The organism is Halostella litorea (assembly GCF_004785955.1).
Lineage (GTDB): Archaea > Halobacteriota > Halobacteria > Halobacteriales > Natronoarchaeaceae > Halostella > Halostella litorea.
Genome location: NZ_SJER01000004.1, coordinates 242,554 through 259,840 on the forward strand (window position 1 = coordinate 242,554; position 17,287 = coordinate 259,840).

The window sequence follows — 17,287 nt, forward strand, 5'->3', positions numbered from 1 at the left end:
GTCAGTTATGGGTCCTTGCCCCTCGTTATCGCGGCTGAGGTCCGTCCTCCGGTGGACACACCTCTATCGATTTGTTGTGGCGGGGGCCGGCCGGCGACCACACCGCTATCGATTTGTAATTGCGAATATCGACCGCTCTCACGTCTCTATCGATTTGTTTCGGCCCTCTCCTGTGGTGGTTTCACACTTCTATCGATTTGTTTCGAGCGGGGAACGGCGTCCCCCGCCTCTATCGATTTGTTAGGTCCGTCGGGCAGTCACGCGGGTGGGATCGGGCGGTACCACACCGCTATCGATTTGTTTCGGTGGTCATTTCCGCAATACGTTCGAGAGTGTGGGGAGTTAAGAATTCGAGTGAGGCGGGCCCGGTTGACAATACAGGCGGGACTGCGAACACCGTTCAGGCGGTAACGCGAACACCACCGAGTCGTCGCTGCCCGGCCCGGAGCGGCGACGGAGACGGCTCTATCGATTTGTTCGGTCGACCGGCGCGTCTACGGGTGTGACACCCCTCTATCGATTTGTTCGGCCGGCGGGGAAGCGGGCCTATTCCCGCAGTTGTGCGTTCACGACAGAGCGGAGTTCGTCCTCGTGGATGTCGTCGAGCCGGGAGTCCTCGCGGAGCGTCTCGATGATCGTCGCCGGGTCCTCGCCGAACGTGAACTCGAGGTAGCTGCCGGAGTTCGGGCCCTGGCTCTTCCGCTCGGACTCGACCAGCGAGTACGTCGTCAGCTCCTTCATCTTGTTGACGTACGTCTCCTGGTAGTACTGCTCCGCGTCCAGCGCCTGCGTGAGGTACTGGTACACCGTGTACCCGTGGGGGCTCTTGGCGGCGTTGTTGCCAGTCTCGGCCGCGACGGCGGCCGTCGCGTACAGGCAGAGCTTCTTCTGCGTCGAAATCCCACGCGTCACCTCCAGCACGCGGTTCTTCTCGACTTTGTCCTGAGCGCTGCGGACGTGTTCCTCCTGAACCTGCGGGGACCCCGCGCGCTCGGCGATCGACCCCGCTGTCCGGACGAGGTCGATGGCCTTCCGGGCGTCGCCGTGCGTCTGTGCGGCGAAGGCCGAGGCGAGGGGCAACACGTCGTCGGAGAGCGCGTCGTCGTGGAACGCGTCGCGCCGGTGTTCGAGTATCTCCCGGAGCTGGTTGGCGTCGTAGTCGTCGAAGTGGACGTCCTCGGGCGTGAACGAACTCAGCGCGCGGGACCCGACGTCCTCCATCATCTTCGTGTCGTTGGAGATCGCCGCCACCGATATCTTGGCCGTTATCTCGTCGGTGCTGCCCGCGCGGGAGAGCTGATAGAGCAGCCGCGAGAACGCCGGCTCATCCTTGTCCCGACGGCCGACGAGCATGTCGAGTTCGTCGAGGACGAAGACGGCGATGTCGTAGTGCTCGTTGACGAGGCGGTAGAGCTCGTTCCACTTCTTCTTCGTCGGGATGCCGTGTTCGGGAACCTCGACGCTCACCCCCGCGTCGTCGGCGACTTTCCGCGCCAGTTCGTACACCGCGGACCCCAGGGTACCGACGTTCTGACAGTTCATCTGGAAGACGCCGAAGTTCGTCTCGCGGTTCTCCGTGAGTTCGACGATGTTCCCGCAGACGGCGTTGATTATCAGCGACTTGCCGGTTCCGGAGGGACCGTAGAGAAACAGGTTCGGCGGCCGCTCGCCGCTTATCGCGACCCGGAGGTGACGGGTGATCTCCGACAACTGTTCGTCCCGACCGACGATCCGGTCCTCGTCGACGATCTTCGTCGGGTCCAGAAGCGTCCGGTCGCGGATGAGCGTCGCCGTCTCCTCCTGCTCCAGGATCATGTCCTTTATCGACCCTGCGTCCCTGGAGTCGTCGCCGGGGTCAGACATACCGATCCCATCCGATTCCCCAGTAAAAAAGGTTCCCCTATCGATTTGATTTACATCGAAATAGCCGTTCTCGGTGGGGAATACGGCCGGAGCAAGTTCGTCCGTCGAAACCCCCGACGATTTGTTTCGTCCACGTCGATGACCCACCCGGATCGTTAGCAGTCGTGTCGATTGCGGATAGCGTCTCACAACTGACGGACGGGGTGAGAACTGATACACGGTGAATGGACGGAGTCAACACACACACACCTCTATCGATTTGTTTCGTGGGGAAGGGTGGGGGAGGGGGTTAGACAGGGTCGTCAACGGGCCGGCAAATGGAAACCTCGTCTGTCGAGGTCGGACTAGCGGGTTCTTGGCTACACTACATCTTATATGTCTATTATCTTATTTCTTCTCACTACTTACTAGACTAGAAGTAGATCTAGAAGACTAGAACGATACACCCCGATATCGATTTGTTCGATCCGGATGCCTGCTACGCTTTTTCTCTCCACACGAGTACTTAAACCCGGGGTCGATCAACAGGCTGGACTCAGTGTTCATACGGCAACGTTTGATAAATCCCACAGTTTCCAACTACTTTCGTTCCCCATACCTGCTATGCACAACATACCCACCCCCACTACACCACCCGAACAAATCGATAGAGGTGTGTGTGTGTCCGACCGACCCCGTCACTGCCTCGAACAGCCCTTCGAACAAATCGATAGAGGGGTGTGAGGGAAGTGAAGGCCGAGTGAGAAGTGCGATCCGAGAGGCGTTTGGGGGAAACGGGAACGCGGCTGGAGGGTTCCACTCCGACGCTCCCACCCGTTCCTACGTCCTCACCTTGGTCCTGAACCCGACGAAAACCGCCATCACGACGGACCCGACGAAGACCGTCCAGACGGCTCCGACCAGCAGCGTCTCAGTCGCGGCCGGGAACCGTTCGGCGCTCCCGACGAAGACGCGGAGGTCGAGCGCTATCACCAGCACCGCGGCAACGACGTCGAACACGAGGTCGAGGGCGGTGTCGCGCCAGCCGTAGTGGACCAACACCGGTTCGACGTCGAACCACTCCCCGACTTCGCGTGCGACCAGTTCGATCAGTTCCCAGAAGACGCCGATGGCGAACGAGAACCCGACTGTCAGCGCCCTGGGGGAGGACAACGGACCCCCGATATCGCCGACGATACCGCCGAGAGTGGGGCGCGTGACCAAGATGCCGGCGTAGACGAGGGCCGCGACGAGTCCGCCGGAAACGGTGTGGGTGAGGTGGTCCCACCACCACACTGATTCGTACAGCCCCAGCATGCCCATCGAGTGGAGGACGCCGGCCGTCGCCAGCCACAGCGGGAGCACGACGGATGGGGTTTGTTCCGGTCCGACGTACGCCCCGGCGACGCTCGGCAACACGGCCAGAACGAAGGCGACCAACGCGTTTACCGCCGCAGCGGCGTTCCGGCGGCGAACAGCCAGAACAAGGAGCAGGAAGACGGCCCCCTGGAGCGCCGGCACCAGCAGAGACGTGAGCGAGACCATTCGTGTTCGATTTCTTCCGGACGCTGGGTTATGGAACTTCCGAGGGCGAAACCCCTATGCGCGAAGTCCCTGCGTGCGAACCCCCCGGCGCACTGCGCTATTCATCCCGATAGCGTGGCGGCACGTAGGGCACCACGTGGTCCGGGAGCCGGGGCGTGACCACGTCGACGAGTCGGTCGGCGACCGTCGGGAGCAGCCGTCGGACGGCGGTGTACACGACGGCGACGGCGACGGCGACCATCACGACCCGGTCGAGCGGAGCCTCAACCGTCAGCAACAGGGGCACCGCGAGCGTCGCCGAGAGGAGGAGGTCGCTCGGCGATCCGTCGTAGCCAACCCAGCGCCGGGGGGCGATCCAGCGCCCGCCGTGGTGGTCGTACACGGCGCGGTCGGAGGTGGCCTCCCAGGGTCGCAACTCAAGCCCGCCACCGAAGACGTCGGTCACGCTGTGGAGGGCCGCCGCCGCGACGAAAAACCCGGCGAAGACCGTCGCTGCGGCCGGAACGACCGCTGCGGCAGCCAGCGTCGGGACCGCGAGGACGGAGTAGTACACCGGGTAGTGGAGCGACTTCCGGTGCCCGGCGTACAGGTCGAGGTCCGGGAACACCCCGCCCAGGAGCCCCGCAACGAGGGCGACCCCCGCGAACTCCGGCGCGACGGGGGTCGCGGACAGCGCGAACGCCATCCCCGCCAGCGCGTGTGTCGGCAGCATCATTGTGTTGGTCCGAAGGAGACACGTTCTAATTAGCGTGTCGGCTGACCGTCGTCTCGTTTCCACTTCACTCTCGTCCCCGACTGCATACTCGTCCTCGACTGCACTCTCCTCCCCGACCGACCGCGCCTCGGATCGACCGCTCGTGTCTGATCCGCCTCCGCTCCCACGGAGACGAAGCACCTATGTCCGCCGCGAGGGGACCCACGACCATGCAGTCCCTCGACGCACACCACTTCGGCGTCACCGTCACCGACCTCGACAGCGCGGTCGAGTTCTACAGCGAGACACTCGGACTCGACGTCCTCTCCCGTTTCACCGTCTCCGGCGAGGCGTTCGCCACCGGTGTCGGCGTCCCGGACGCGACAGGCCGGTTCGCCCACCTCGACGCAGGCGGCGCGCGGGTGGAACTCGTCGAGTACGACCCGTCGGGATCCGATGCGACCGCCGAGTCGGTCAACCAGGCCGGCGCGAAGCACCTCGGCCTGGCGGTCGACGACATCGACCGGTTCTACGACGACCTGCCCGACGGCGTCGACACGCTGAGCGCCCCGCAGACGACCGAGAGCGGGACCCGGATCCTGTTCCTCCGCGACCCGGAGGACAACCTCGTCGAGGTGCTGGAGGGGTAGGGGAGCACCGAGGCGTCCACGACACCCGGTCACCGTGACCGACGGGGGACGGCCGCCCGTCGACGTTCAGGAATATTCATTTGAGTGGCCGCGGTAGGTCGTCCCGAGATGAGCCTCTATCAGCGGGACTTCATGGAGGGAACGCGCGGCACCCAGGCGGTCGACTGGGAGGAGCGGATCGACGTCAAGCGCCTCCGGCGGGAGCGCTACGACCGGGCGCTTGACCGCCTGAAGGACAGCGACCTGGGGAGCATGCTGCTCGTCTCGGACCCCAACATCCGCTACGTCACGGGCCTCGCGATGACCGGCGGGTCGGGCGCGGACCACTACACCCTCCTGACGGAGGACGGCGACGTGGTCCACTGGGATACGGCCGACCACGCGAGCAACCAGCGGTACAACTGCCCCTGGCTGAACGACGTGCGCTACGCCTGCCCGGGGCTGGGCAACGTCCCGCGCGCGTCCGGCCGCGACTCCGCCCGCTCGTTCCTCAAGGAGAAGATGGCCCGGTTGGTCACCGACGCGCTGGAGGAGTACGGCGTCGCCAACGAGCCGATGGGGCTGGACGTCGACAACCGCGGCCTCGTCAACGCGTTCGAGAACGACGGCGTCGAGGTCCGGACGAAGGAGTGCGTCGACCTGATGCACGACGCCCGCAAGACGAAAACGCGCGACGAGATCGAGTGTCTCCGCATGGTCGCGGCGATCTGCGAGGCCGGCTTCCAGGCGATCACCGAGAGCGCGAAACCGGGCAAGCGCGAGTCGGAGGTGTGGGGCGACGCCGTCCGGGAACTGTGGCGTCACGGCGCGATGGCCCAGGGCGGCTACGTCACCTCGGGGCCGAACACCTGGCCGAAACACCAGGCCAACACCACCGACCGCGCGATCCGGCCGGGCGACCTCGTCTACGCCGACTTCTACAACATCGGCTACCTCGGCTACCGCTCGTGTTACTACCGCACGTTCTCCATGGGCGAACCGACGCAGGCCCAGCAGGACGCCTACGAGAAGGCCCGCGACGACCTGTACGACGTGCTCGAACGCATCGAACCGGGCGCGACCACCGACGAGATATGCCGCGGCTTCCCCGACGAGGAGGGCGAGCACATGGACTGGTACGACGCCGACGAGTTCTGGCAGATGACGACGAACCACTGGGCCCACGGCCTCGGGCTCCAGCTGTACGAGCAGCCGCTCATCTGGCGCGGCCTCTCGCCCGAGCATCCCATCGAAATCGAGGAGGGGATGACGATGGCCGTCGAGACGATGCAGCCCGCCGAGCGACAGGGCGTCCGCGTCGAGGAGATGGTCGTCGTCCGCGAGAACGGCGTCGAGATCCTGAGCCAGTGGCCCGTCGAGGAGATCACGCGGATCGACCACTAACCCGGCCGACCCACTGATTTCGTCCGCCCGGACTGCGACGCGACGCCGTCGGTGCCGTAGCGCGCCGCGGCCAGCGCCGTCCGAGTTCTACACCACGCCGCGCGTGTTCCACACGATTTATAATCGCGTACGGCGACGGTTCCGACGATGTACAAGCACGTCGCCCTGCTCGTGCGGCAGGAGGGGATGAGCCACGAGGAGTTCGTGGAGTACTGGCAGGAGAACCACACGCCGATCGCCCGCGAGATCGAGGGGGTCACCCGCTACCAGACCGTACTCCCGACGGACCCCGAGAACGCGGAGTTCGACGGGCTCGCGGAGCTGTACTTCGAGAGCCTCGACGACCTCCATGCCGCGCTCGGCAGCCCGGGGAGCCGCGACTACGACCCGACGAAGGAGGTCGCCGCGGAGGCCCGGGAGGACGTGAACAACTTCCTCGACGTCGAGGAGCGCCCGCGGTTCATCGGCGAGGAGATCGTCCAGAAGGACGAAGTCGACGGCGACACCGACGGCCTGTACAAGCACTCCGCGTTCCTCGTGCGGCAGGAGGGGATGAGCCACGAGGAGTTCGTGGAGCACTGGCAGGAGAACCACACGCCCATCGCCCGGGAGATAGAGGGCGTCGTCCGGTACGCGACGGTGCTCCCGACGGACCCCGAGAACGCGGAGTTCGACGGCGTCGCGGAACTGTACTTCGAGGACCTGGAGGCGCTCTACGACGCGCTCGGCAGTGAGGGGACGCGGGACTACGACCCGGACCGCGGGAAGGCAAAGGAGGCCCGGGAGGACGTGGACAACTTCCTCGCCGTGGAGGAGCGCCCGCGGTTCATCGGCCGCGAGACCGTCCAGAAGCGGGGGACCGACGCGACCGCCCGCGGCGACGACGCCTGACATGCCGGACTACGACGCGCAGGTCCGCGACGCGTTCCCGGAACTCGCCGACATCGAGGACGACGACCTTCGCGAAAAGGTCGTCGAGGCGTGGCGGCTCGGCCTCGAACGCGGCGGCTGGTCCCACGTCGAGGCCATCCCGTACGCCTGGAACATCCATGAGGTCACGAACGTCGAGCACGTCCGCGGCGTGACCCGCATCGCCGCCGACGCGGCCGCCCAGCAGCGCGACTTCCACGGCGCGGACCCCGACCTGGACGTCGTCCGCGCTGCCTGCCTGCTGCACGACGTCGGGAAGTGCTACGAGTACGTCGACCACGTCGACGGGGAACTGGTCGACCCGGACCCGGAGTACGCGACCGATGAAATCCCTCACTCGCTGTCGGGCTACGCGCTCGCCCACGAGGTCGGCTGCCCGCTCGCGGTCCAGCGCGCGATCCCGCATTTCATCGGCGAGATCCCATCCAGAACCCTCGAAGCGGAACTGGTCAAGTCCGCAAACTCCGCGTCGTCGAACGCCATCACGCAGGCCGCGATGGGAATCAGCCTGCAGGAGTGGGTCGACGAGTACTCGCAGACGCAGTAGGTTCGGTCCGACTCACGCGGTCGGAAACGACCCGCAGATCCGCAGGCTCCGAGACGCTGAGTACCGACCTACCGCCGCCCGGAGATGACGGTCACCTCGGTGCGCTGCGGGAACGTCTCCTCGGGACGCTGGGCGAGGCGTTCGCGCAGGGCCGACTCGAACGCGGCCTTCTCCTCCCCGAACCGGTCCGGCGAGCAGTACGACAGCGAGAAGGCGTAACCCACGACTGCGTCGACGGTCCACTCCCGTTCGACCGCGAACGTCGCCGCCTCGACGTCGTCGAACCCGACCGACTCGACGAGTTCGTCCCAGGGGTCTTCGGCGGAGTGGTCGACCGGCCCGGTCCGCTCGGGCAGTTCGTCGAGGTACTCCGCGGCGAGGTCGTATACTGCGTCCTGCCAGCCTTCGGTCCCGCGGGTGAACCACTCCTCGTCGTCGAGGATGGCGACGCCCCCGCCCGGTTCGAGAAGCCCGCGAAGGCGCTCCAGCGTCTCACGTTCGTCCATCCAGTGAAACGAGCGCCCCATCGTGGCGAGCCCGAACCCGCCCAGTTCACCCGAGAGGTCCGCGTCGGACCCGATGACCCACGTCAGGTTCTCTCGACCGGCGGCCTCGGCCCGCCGTTCCGCCTGCCTGAGCATCGCCTCGTTCGGATCCATCCCGACCGCCTCGCCGACGTGCGCGGCGAGGGGCACTGCGATCTGTCCGGCCCCGCAGCCCAGATCGAGGACGCGGGTGTCCCCGTCCAGGTCGAACCGCTCGCGGAGGTACGACAGCGCCGCGTCCCCGTATCCGGGGCGGTGCTTGGCGTAATACTCCTCGGTCCCTCCGAACGGGCCGTCGTCATCGCTCATGGTTGTCTCTCTGTCCCGTTTTCACGGGATCTCGACGTTCCGTTTTCCCGCGTATCGTCGTTCCGCGATTCGAGTAGCTGGGTAGTCCCCGCCCTCACTCCAGCGGCTCCAGTCCGGCCTCCTCCCGCAACACGTTGGCGTACTGCCGGAACCCGGCTTCGAGGTCGTACTCGGGATCGTAGCCGAGGTCCTCCTGTGCGGCCGTCATGTCGAGCCGCTGGGTCCACGGTAGCTCGCCCTCGTCCGAGACCGTCAGGTCCGCGTCGGGCATGAGTTCCCGCATCGTCTCGGCGGCCTCCCGGATCGTCGCCAGTTCGCCGCGGACGTTGTAGACGCGCTGGGAGAGGTCCGCCTCCGGCGCGAGCGCCGCCCGGCGGAACGCCTGCGCCACGTCGGCGACGTGCTGCCAGTCGATCGCCTGGTCGCCGTACTCGACGCTGAACGGCTCGCCGAGGGCGGGCTTCTCGACGATGTTGGCGAGGAACGCCGACCCGCCGGTCTCGCGGTACGGGCCGTACGCGACCGTCGGCCGGAGCGCCACGTCGGAGACGCCGAACTCCTCGCGGTAGACGCGCGCCTGGTGTTCGTTGTACCCCTTGCTCGCGCCGTACAGCGTGTCGGGGTAGACGAGGTCGTCCTCGGTCACCCAGTCATCGTAGTTCTCGGGCGGGGCGTAGATGGCGGCGCTGGAGGCCCACGCGACGCGCTCGACCTGGTCGGAGAGCGTCCGCGCGGCCTCGAACACGTTGTTCGTCCCCTCGACGTTGACCTTCATCGCAGCCCGGGGGTTGTCCTCGGCCGCGTTCGTCAGCAGCGCCGCGAGGTGGACGACGTGGGTCGTCCCCGTCTCGCGGACCGCCCGCACTACGTCGGTCGGATCCGTCACGTCCCCGCGCCGCACCGCCACGTCGTCGGCGACGCCGAGCTTCCCCAGTATCTCCGTGTCCGTCGAGAGGTCGTAGGCGACCACGTCGTGGCCGTGGTCGACGAACTCCTTCGCGACGTAGGAGCCGATGAAGCCGGTACCGCCCGTGACCAGTACGGTCGATGATGACATACGAACCACTGCCCGGCGGAGGGTGAAAAGTGTATCCGTGTCGGATCGAGGGCGGGGAGCCAGCCTCGGGGCGAACCCCACCGCCACCTACTCGTGGAGGCCGCCGACCGAGGCGTAGAACGAGGACTGGAGCGTCTCGGCCATGTCCTGCTCGCGGTCGATCCGCACGTCGACGACGGTCGGGTTGTCCGACGCCGTCGCCTCGTCCAGCGCGTCGCGCAGGTCGGCGGGCGTCGTCGCCCGGAGTCCGTCGGCGCCGAACGCGCGGGCGGCGGCGACGAAGTCCGTGTCGTGGAACTCGACGCCGGCGACGTCGCCGTCCATCTGCCGGACCATCCCGAGGCTGGTGTCGTTGAGGACGACGAACGTCGGGGCGACGCCCTGCTGGACGGCCGTCTCGACGCTGGTCATCGTCATGGCGAAGCCGCCGTCGCCCGCGACCGCTATCACGTCGCCGTCGGTCTCCAGCGCCGCCGACACCGCCGCCGGCGCTGCCCAGCCCATCGCGCCGACGCCGCCGCTGCCGTAGTACGTGCCCGTCGCCGGGGCCTGGAGGTAGTTCAGCAGCCAGAAGCGGTTGTTCCCGGAGTCGGCCGTGACGACGGTGTCCTCGTCGACGACGCGCTCTATCTCCTTCACCGCGCGCTGGGGGAGGATCGGCGAGGCGTCGGAGTCGCATTCGGGGACGTGGAACGACTCCCGCGCGCGCTCGGCGCGTTCTTCCGCCCAGTCGTTGCTCGCCCCGCCGGCCTCGGCCAGCGCGCCCAGGCTCTCGGCGGCGTCGCCGATCAGGCCGACGTCGGCGGGGTACACCCACCCCGCGTTCCGCGAGTCGATGTCCGCGTGCACGATAGTCTGCTCGTCGGGCCGGATGAACTCCGGGGCCTGCCAGTTCGTGTCCATTGGGTTGAGCCGGCAGCCCACCACGAGCAGCGCGTCGGCTTCACTGACGACCTGATTCGCCCCTTCGTGGCCGAACGAGCCGATCACGCCGGCGGCCAGCGGATGCGTCTCCGCGATGGTCGACTTGCCGAGGTAGGAGGTGGCGACGGCGGCGTCGTACGCCTCCGCGACCGCCCGCAGTTCGTCGTACGCGTCCGCCGCGTGGACGCCGTTCCCGGCGACGACGACGGGGCGATCGGCCGCCTCCAGCGCCTCCGCGGCGCGTGCCACGTCCTCCGCGGTCGGCCGGGACTCCCACGTCCGGGTCTGGCGCTCGTCGTCCCACACCGGCGGCAACACGTCGCCGTCGAACTCCTCGGTGACGGCGTCGCCGTCCAGCACGATGGCGGTCGGCCCGGGCCGCCCCGCGACGGCGTGTTTGAACGCCAACTGGAGGCTGCGGACCGTCTCGGTCGGCGACCGCGGGAACCAGTGTTCCTTCGTCACGGCGTCCAGTATCTTCGGCAGTTCGAGGCCGCCGTAGTCGCCCCGGGACTGCTGGTACGGCGCGACCGTGGAGTAGTTCCCCCGCTCCGAGGCCTCGGTGATCGTCACCATCGGCGACGACCCGAGGCGGGCCTCCATCTGGCCGATGGAGCCGAGGCTGCCGATCCACGGCCCCTGCCCGGTGAGCACGCCGGGCGACCCGGTCAACCGGCCGTGCATCTCCGCCATGACGCTGGCTTCGCGCTCGTCTCGGGGTCTGACGACGTCGACCGACGACTCCTGAAGCCCCTCGAACAGTTCGATCGCGCGCCCGCCAGGGTAGCCGAAGACGCGCTCGACGCCGAGGTTCTCCAGCGACTCGACGAGCCTGTCGCTCGTGTCCATGGGGCCGTGTACCCCGGCCCCCCACTTCGGTGTTCCCCCATCGACCGCGGCCCCGGTCGGGGCCGCGGACCGAGACCGCCAAGAACTATAATGGTTCCTCAAGAGCGTCCGGTATGGAGATCGGCACGGGACTGTTCACCTGCCAGCGCCGCCCGGACGACGACCGCCCGACCGGCGACCTGTACGACGAGATGCTCACGCTCGGCGAGGCCATCGACGACGCCGGCCTCGCCAGCGCGTGGGTGTCCGAACATCACTTCATGGAGGACGGCTACCTCTCGGCCCCGATGCCGGCGCTCGGCGCGCTCGCGGCCGCCACCGACGACGTGGAGATAGGCACATGCATCGCGCTCGCGCCGCTGTACGACCCCGTCCGGCTGGCCGAGGACGCGGCCACGGTCGACCTGCTCTCCGGCGGGCGGACGACGCTCGGCCTCGCGATCGGTTCGAACCCCGGCGAGTTCGAGGGCTTTGGCGTCCCGGTCGACGAGCGCGCCGAACGGCTCGCGGACGCCGTCTCCGTCCTCCGGGGGGCGTGGTCCGAGGGGGCCCTCGACTACGACGCCGAGTTCAGCGACGCCGACCCGGACGTGACGGTGACGCCGAAGCCCGAGGGCGACCTCCCGGTCATGCTCGGCGGCGCGGCCAAACCCGCGGTCAGGCGCGCGGCCCGGACGGCCGACGCCTGGTGTGCGCCCTCCGCGCTCTCCGTCGAGGGGGTCCGCAAGCGCAAGGAGGACATCGAGCGCGTCCGCGAGGAGGAGGGCCTCGACGGCGACTTCACCGTGTACGTCCTCCAGCACGGCTTCGTCGGCGACTCGAAGGCGGACGCCTGGGAGCGGATGCGCGACGGCTACCTCTACCTCCAGCGGCGCTACGAGGAGATCTTCTCCGGCGAGTCCGTCGACGAACTGTCCGACGAGCGCGTGGAGGAACTGAAAGAGCAGGCGATCTACGGGACGCCGGACGACGTGATCGACGGGCTGGAACGCTACCGCGACGCGCTCGGCGACGACGTCCACTTCATCCTGCGGACGTACCACCCCGGGATCGGCACCGACGAGATGGTCGAGTGCGTGAACCGCCTCGGCGACGAAGTCGTCCCGCACTTCGAGTGACGCCGCGGCGCCCCGCCGGTTCATCTCCGCCGTCCGCGGTCCGGGACCAAGTTAAAACAAGATTATAATTGGAGTAATTGTACGAACTTTAATCATGATTTCCGGTTGAAACGGTAATCGCAGGTCACGACCCGATACCCGGCCGAAATGGCGTCGAAACCGCCAATTCGGTGTAATCGGTCCGCGGTCGATCGTTCGAAGACCGCTCCGACTCTCACCCGAGGATATCACACAAAATATCGCGCCTCAGTGGTTGGATACCCGGAAACAGATCAACCAGCGCCCGAAATAATACCCTTAGAAACAAATTCGAAATTTCATATCTGCTGAACGAACAGGTCCGCCCGAAGTCGTCGGTGCCGGATGCGGTCCGACGGGGACCGCCGTCCCCGGCCAGTCACCGCGGCACGGTCACCACTCGGCGACGCTCCCGTCGTCGTGGGTCCAGACCGGATTGTGCCAGTCGACGTCCTGCTCGGCGCGCTCGCGGACGTACGCCTCGTCGATGTCGATCCCGAGTCCCGGTTCCTCGGGGAGGTCGATGTAGCCGTCCTCGTAGTCGAACACGTCCGGGTCGGCGAGGTAGTCCAGCACGTCGTTCGTCTCGTTGTAGTGGATGCCGAGGCTCTGCTCCTGGATCAGCGCGTTCGGCGAGCAGGCGTCGACCTGCACGCAGGAGGCCAGCGCGATGGGACCGAGCGGGCAGTGGGGCGCGAGCGCCACGTCGTACGCCTCGGCCATCGCGGCTATCTTCTTGACCTCGGTGATGCCGCCGGCGTGGGACAGATCCGGCTGGATGATGTCGACCGCGCCCGCCTCGAACACCTCCTTGAAGTCCCACCGCGAGTACATCCGCTCGCCCGTCGCGATGGGCACGGTGGTGTGGGCCGCGATGTCCGGGAGCGCCTCGTTGTTCTCGGGCAACACCGGCTCCTCGACGAACATCGGGTCAAACTCCTCGATGGCGGCCGCGATCCGCTTTGCCATCGACTTCGAGACGCGGCCGTGGAAGTCGACGCCGATGTCCACGTCGTCGCCGACCGCCTCCCGGACCTCGCGGACCCTGTTCCGAGCGCCCTCGATGGCCCGGGGGGTGTCGACGTGGCGCAGGTCGGCGGTGGCGTTCATCTTGAGCGCCGTAAAGCCCGCGTCGACGCGCTCGGCGGCGGCCTCGCCGACGTCGGACGGTTCGTCGCCGCCGATCCACGAGTAGATGCGGATGCGGTCGCGGGCCTTGCCGCCGAGCAGTTCGTACACCGGGACGCCGAGGTGTTTGCCCTTGATGTCCCAGAGCGCCTGGTCGATGCCGGCGATGGCCGACATCAGGACGGGGCCGCCCCGATAGAAGCCGCCGCGGTAGAGCCGCTGCCAGTGGTGTTCGATGTCGCGGGGGTCCTCGCCGACCATGTAGCCGTCCATCAGTTCCTCGACGGCCGCTCGCACGGACTTCGAGCGCCCCTCGACGACCGGTTCGCCCCAGCCGACGGTGCCGTCGTCGGTTTCCATCTTCAGGAAGAGCCAGCGCGGCGGGACCTCGAACAGTTCGTAGTCGGTTATTTTCATCCTGTCCTAGGCAGGGTAATCCCGTTATTTATGCCTTGTTTCCTGCGCGCGCGAGGGTCGCGACCGGAATCGTCGGTCAGAAACCGTGGTCGGCCGACCGTGTCGGTGAGACCCCACGGAGGGGCGGGTCACTTCCCCTCCCAGCCCCGATTACGCTACTATGGCTGTAATCGAGACGGGACTATCCGCGCAATATCGGAACTCTGTTCGACATCGTAAAACCGGGCTTCCCCGAAGTCGGCCGTCAGGCGAGCACGAAGTCGAGCTGTATCACGTTCGCCGTGTCCTGGACGGCCTCGCAAAGCTCCTCGCGACGGTCAGGCTCGGTGAACTGGCTGCACGGCCCGGACACGCTTATCGACCCGAGCGGCTCCCCCTCCACCAGCACCGGCGTGGCGATGCAACAGAGCCCCTCGACGCTCTCCTCGTTGTCGAAGGAGACCCCGGAGTCCCGGATTTCGGCCAGTTCCTCGTGGAGCGCCTCCCGGGAGGTGATCGTCTGCGACGTGAACTCGGGGAGGCCGTGCTCGTCCACGATGGCGTCGACCCGCGACTCCGGGAGGTGCGCGAGGATGGCCTTCCCGGTGGCGGTCGCGTGCATCGGGCGCTGCTCGCCGAGGGACATGTACGCCTCGGTCGACCCGCTCGGGTTCGTCGCGTACACGCACGTCCCGCGGCCGCCCTCCTCGATGACGAGGTTCGTCCGCTCGCCGGTGTCGGCGGCCAGCGAGTCCACCTCCGCTTTCCCCTCCCGGTACAGGTCGACGTCATGCTGGACGGACGCGCCGAGGCGGAGGTACTGACAGCTGAGCCGGTATCGCCCGTCCTCCTTCACGAGGTAGCCGGCCTCGCGGAGCGTGTTCAGGTGCGTGTACACGGTGCTTTTCGCGAGGTCGACCTCCGACGCGATGGCGGACACGCCGACCGGCCCCTCCCGTTCGATCGCTTCGACGATATCGTACGAACGTTCGATCGCGCCGATCGTTTTCGGGGAATCACTCATGATCGATCGATACAGGGACTGCGCTGATAGTGTTTTCGCACCGATTGGACGGGCGTCTCACATAGTCGAACGCCCGGTCGACCGGTCGGGACGCCCAACGCAGCGACCCCAGCCGCCACGCGACCGTCGAAACGGCCCGATTCGACCCCGGGTGTGAGCGTGACGGCCCTGACCCGGGGCGTTCAGTAGTCGACCGTCTCCCGGATCGCCTCCTCGATGCGGGGCGGCTGGGGGATGTAGAAGTCCTCCATCGCCAGCAGCGGCACGGGCACGTCGAACCCCGTCACCCGGTTGACCGGCGCTTCGAGGTACATCAGCGCCTCGTCGTTGATGGTGGCGATAAGCTCGCCGGCGAACCCGCCGGTCTTCGGGGCCTCGTGGACGACGACGCACCGGCCCGTCTTCTTGACGGACTCGACGACCGTCTCGCGGTCGAGCGGCGAGATGGAGCGGAGGTCGACCAGTTCCACGTCGACGTCGTCGAGCGCGTCGACGGCCTCCCGGGTCTTGTGCATCATCGCGCCCCAGGCGACCACGGTGACGTCCTCGCCCTCCTCGCGGACGGCCGCTTTCCCGAGCGGTTCGGTGTACGTCCCCTCGGGCACCTCCTCGCGGAACGAACGGTAGACGTGCTTCGGCTCCATGAACAGCACGGGGTCGGGGTCCCGCACCGCGCTGATGAGCATCCCCTTGGCGTCGTGGGGCGTGCTCGGGACCGCGACCTTGAGGCCCGGGATGTGCGCGTACGCCGCCTCCAAGCTCTCGGAGTGGTGTTCGAGCGCGCGGACGCCGGCCCCGTACGGGGTGCGAACGGTCATCGGCGCGGTGAGTTCGCCGCGGGTCCGCCACCGGATCCGGCTGGCGTTGGTGACCAACTGGTCGAACGCCGGCGGGAGGAACCCGGAGAACTGGATCTCGGCGATCGGGCGGTAGCCGTAGGTGGCGAGGCCGACCGCCGCGCCGACGATGCCGATCTCCGAGAGCGGCGTGTCGAGGACGCGATCGCCGCCGTACTCGTCCAGCAGGCCCTCGGTCGCGCGGAACACGCCGCCGGACTGGGCGACGTCCTCCCCGAAGACGAGCGTCCGGTCGTCGTTGCCCATCTCCTCGTGCAATGCGTCGTTTATCGCCTCGACGATGGTGGCCTCCATGGTCACCCCTTGGGCCGCCGTTCGATGTAGTCGTACATGTCGGGGCGACGCTCCAGCAGGTCCTCGAACTCGTCGAACTGGCGGCGCAGCTCCGGGGGCGTCTCCGCGTGGAGGTGTTCGAAGATTTCGGACACCTCGCGCTCCGCGAAGTCGTCGGCGGCGTCGACCGCCTCGTCGAACATCTCGTCGACCTCCTCACGGAGCGCCTCCTCGTCGATATCGTCGTACAGCCCCTCCGCGCGCAGGAACTCGCGGTACCGCTCCAGCGGGTCGCGCTCGGCCCACTCCTCGACCTCCTCGTCGTCGCGGTACCGGTTGGGGTCGTCGCTCGTGGTGTGGGCCGCACGCCGGTACGTGACGGCCTCGACGAGCACCGGGTTGCCGGCGAGCGCCCGATCGCGGGCGGCCGAAACCGCCTCGTACACGGCGAGCACGTCGTTGCCGTCGACGCGGATGCCGTCGATCCCGTAGCCGACCGCCTTCTGGGCGACGGAGTCGGCGGCGGTCTGGCCGTCGAACGACAGCGAGATGGCGTACTGGTTGTTCTGCGTGAAAAACACCGCCGGCGCGTCGATGACGCCCGCGAAGTTGATCCCCTCGTGGAACGCGCCGGTCGACGTCGCGCCGTCGCCGAGGTTGGCGAAGGCGACGGCGTCCGCGCCGTCCAGTTTCATCCCCCACGCGGTGCCCGCGGCGACCGGGATGTGGGACCCGATGGAGATCGCGACGCCGAAGGCGTTCACGCCCTCCATCTTCGAGGCGTCCTCGATCCCGCGCCAGTACAGCAGGAGGTCCCGGAGCGAGAGCCCGTGGATGAGCAGCGTCGCCGCCTCCCGGCCGTACGGGAACACGCGGTCGGCGTCGTCGAGCGCGAAGCCGCTCCCCACGATGCTGGCCTCCTGCCCGCGCCCGGAGGCGTACGTGCCGAGCCGTCCCCGACGCTGGAGTTTGGTCGCGCGCTCGTCGACGACCCGCTGGAGCACCATCCAGCGGTAGAGGTCCCGCAGCGTCTCGTCGTCCACGTCCGGCACCGCGTCCGGATCGTACGTTCCGTCCGGTTCGAGGATCCGGTGGATGCCGACGTCGACGTCCGCCTCCGACAGCGTCTCCACGTCGGCGTCGACGGATCCTGCAGTTAACGGTCGCAAGTCCTCGCTCATTCGGTACTCACGTCTGA

At 67.4% G+C, this 17,287-nt stretch carries 15 protein-coding genes; 5 read left to right on the forward strand and 10 right to left on the reverse strand.

Going from position 1 to position 17,287, the window contains the following annotated elements:
* Nucleotides 1–546 precede the first annotated feature (546 nt).
* The 3 genes from EYW40_RS14095 to EYW40_RS14105 all read right to left on the reverse strand — a co-directional run bounded on the left by EYW40_RS14095 (nt 547) and on the right by EYW40_RS14105 (nt 4,099).
* The gene (locus EYW40_RS14095) at nt 547–1,863 is read right to left on the reverse strand and encodes an orc1/cdc6 family replication initiation protein (RefSeq protein ID WP_135822293.1); all 1,317 of its coding nucleotides are present in this window, start codon (nt 1,861–1,863) and stop codon (nt 547–549) included.
* 819 nt (nt 1,864–2,682) lie between these two features.
* Nucleotides 2,683–3,387 (reverse strand): DUF2238 domain-containing protein, encoded by a 705-nt coding sequence (locus EYW40_RS14100; protein ID WP_135822294.1) that lies wholly within the window; start codon nt 3,385–3,387, stop codon nt 2,683–2,685.
* Between the two features lie 97 nt (nt 3,388–3,484).
* A complete protein-coding gene (locus EYW40_RS14105; protein WP_135822419.1) occupies nt 3,485–4,099 on the reverse strand; it encodes a metal-dependent hydrolase in 615 nt (204 codons plus the stop codon).
* 212 nt (nt 4,100–4,311) lie between these two features.
* On the opposite strand from EYW40_RS14105, the gene EYW40_RS14110 reads away from it, so the two are divergent.
* The 4 genes from EYW40_RS14110 to EYW40_RS14125 all read left to right on the forward strand — a co-directional run bounded on the left by EYW40_RS14110 (nt 4,312) and on the right by EYW40_RS14125 (nt 7,591).
* Nucleotides 4,312–4,731: a VOC family protein gene (locus EYW40_RS14110; RefSeq protein WP_135822295.1), complete on the forward strand. Its 420-nt coding sequence runs from the start codon at nt 4,312–4,314 to the stop codon at nt 4,729–4,731.
* A 108-nt stretch (nt 4,732–4,839) separates the two neighbouring features.
* Nucleotides 4,840–6,114, forward strand: coding sequence for a M24 family metallopeptidase (locus EYW40_RS14115; protein ID WP_202614547.1), 1,275 nt, complete (start codon nt 4,840–4,842; stop codon nt 6,112–6,114).
* Between the two features lie 147 nt (nt 6,115–6,261).
* A complete protein-coding gene (locus EYW40_RS14120; RefSeq protein WP_135822296.1) occupies nt 6,262–7,005 on the forward strand; it encodes an EthD domain-containing protein in 744 nt (247 codons plus the stop codon).
* A gap of 1 nt (nt 7,006) precedes the next feature.
* On the forward strand, nt 7,007–7,591 hold the full coding sequence (locus tag EYW40_RS14125; protein WP_135822297.1) for an HD domain-containing protein: 585 nt from the start codon (nt 7,007–7,009) through the stop codon (nt 7,589–7,591).
* A gap of 68 nt (nt 7,592–7,659) precedes the next feature.
* On the opposite strand, the gene EYW40_RS14130 is transcribed toward EYW40_RS14125, so the two are convergent.
* From EYW40_RS14130 to EYW40_RS14140, 3 genes are all read right to left on the reverse strand, one after another.
* Nucleotides 7,660–8,445 carry a class I SAM-dependent methyltransferase gene (locus EYW40_RS14130; protein ID WP_237560617.1) on the reverse strand — a complete coding sequence of 262 codons (786 nt, stop codon included), beginning with the start codon at nt 8,443–8,445 and terminating at the stop codon, nt 7,660–7,662.
* 94 nt (nt 8,446–8,539) lie between these two features.
* Nucleotides 8,540–9,502, reverse strand: coding sequence for an NAD-dependent epimerase/dehydratase family protein (locus EYW40_RS14135; RefSeq protein ID WP_135822298.1), 963 nt, complete (start codon nt 9,500–9,502; stop codon nt 8,540–8,542).
* An 87-nt stretch (nt 9,503–9,589) separates the two neighbouring features.
* Entirely contained in the window at nt 9,590–11,275 is a 1,686-nt protein-coding gene (locus EYW40_RS14140) for a thiamine pyrophosphate-binding protein (protein WP_135822299.1), read from the reverse strand.
* Between the two features lie 113 nt (nt 11,276–11,388).
* Between EYW40_RS14140 and EYW40_RS14145 the strand changes: the two genes are divergently transcribed.
* Complete coding sequence (locus tag EYW40_RS14145; protein WP_135822300.1) at nt 11,389–12,393, forward strand: LLM class flavin-dependent oxidoreductase; 1,005 nt, start codon at nt 11,389–11,391, stop codon at nt 12,391–12,393.
* Between the two features lie 411 nt (nt 12,394–12,804).
* Here EYW40_RS14145 and dgoD read toward each other — a convergent pair whose 3' ends face one another.
* The 4 genes from dgoD to EYW40_RS14165 all read right to left on the reverse strand — a co-directional run bounded on the left by dgoD (nt 12,805) and on the right by EYW40_RS14165 (nt 17,270).
* On the reverse strand, nt 12,805–13,956 hold the full coding sequence (gene dgoD, locus EYW40_RS14150) for a galactonate dehydratase (protein WP_135822301.1): 1,152 nt from the start codon (nt 13,954–13,956) through the stop codon (nt 12,805–12,807).
* Between the two features lie 244 nt (nt 13,957–14,200).
* Nucleotides 14,201–14,959 carry an IclR family transcriptional regulator gene (locus EYW40_RS14155; RefSeq protein WP_135822302.1) on the reverse strand — a complete coding sequence of 253 codons (759 nt, stop codon included), beginning with the start codon at nt 14,957–14,959 and terminating at the stop codon, nt 14,201–14,203.
* A 182-nt stretch (nt 14,960–15,141) separates the two neighbouring features.
* Complete coding sequence (locus EYW40_RS14160) at nt 15,142–16,110, reverse strand: alpha-ketoacid dehydrogenase subunit beta (RefSeq protein ID WP_135822303.1); 969 nt, start codon at nt 16,108–16,110, stop codon at nt 15,142–15,144.
* A 2-nt stretch (nt 16,111–16,112) separates the two neighbouring features.
* Nucleotides 16,113–17,270: a thiamine pyrophosphate-dependent dehydrogenase E1 component subunit alpha gene (locus EYW40_RS14165; protein WP_135822304.1), complete on the reverse strand. Its 1,158-nt coding sequence runs from the start codon at nt 17,268–17,270 to the stop codon at nt 16,113–16,115.
* Between the last annotated feature and the right edge of the window lie 17 nt (nt 17,271–17,287).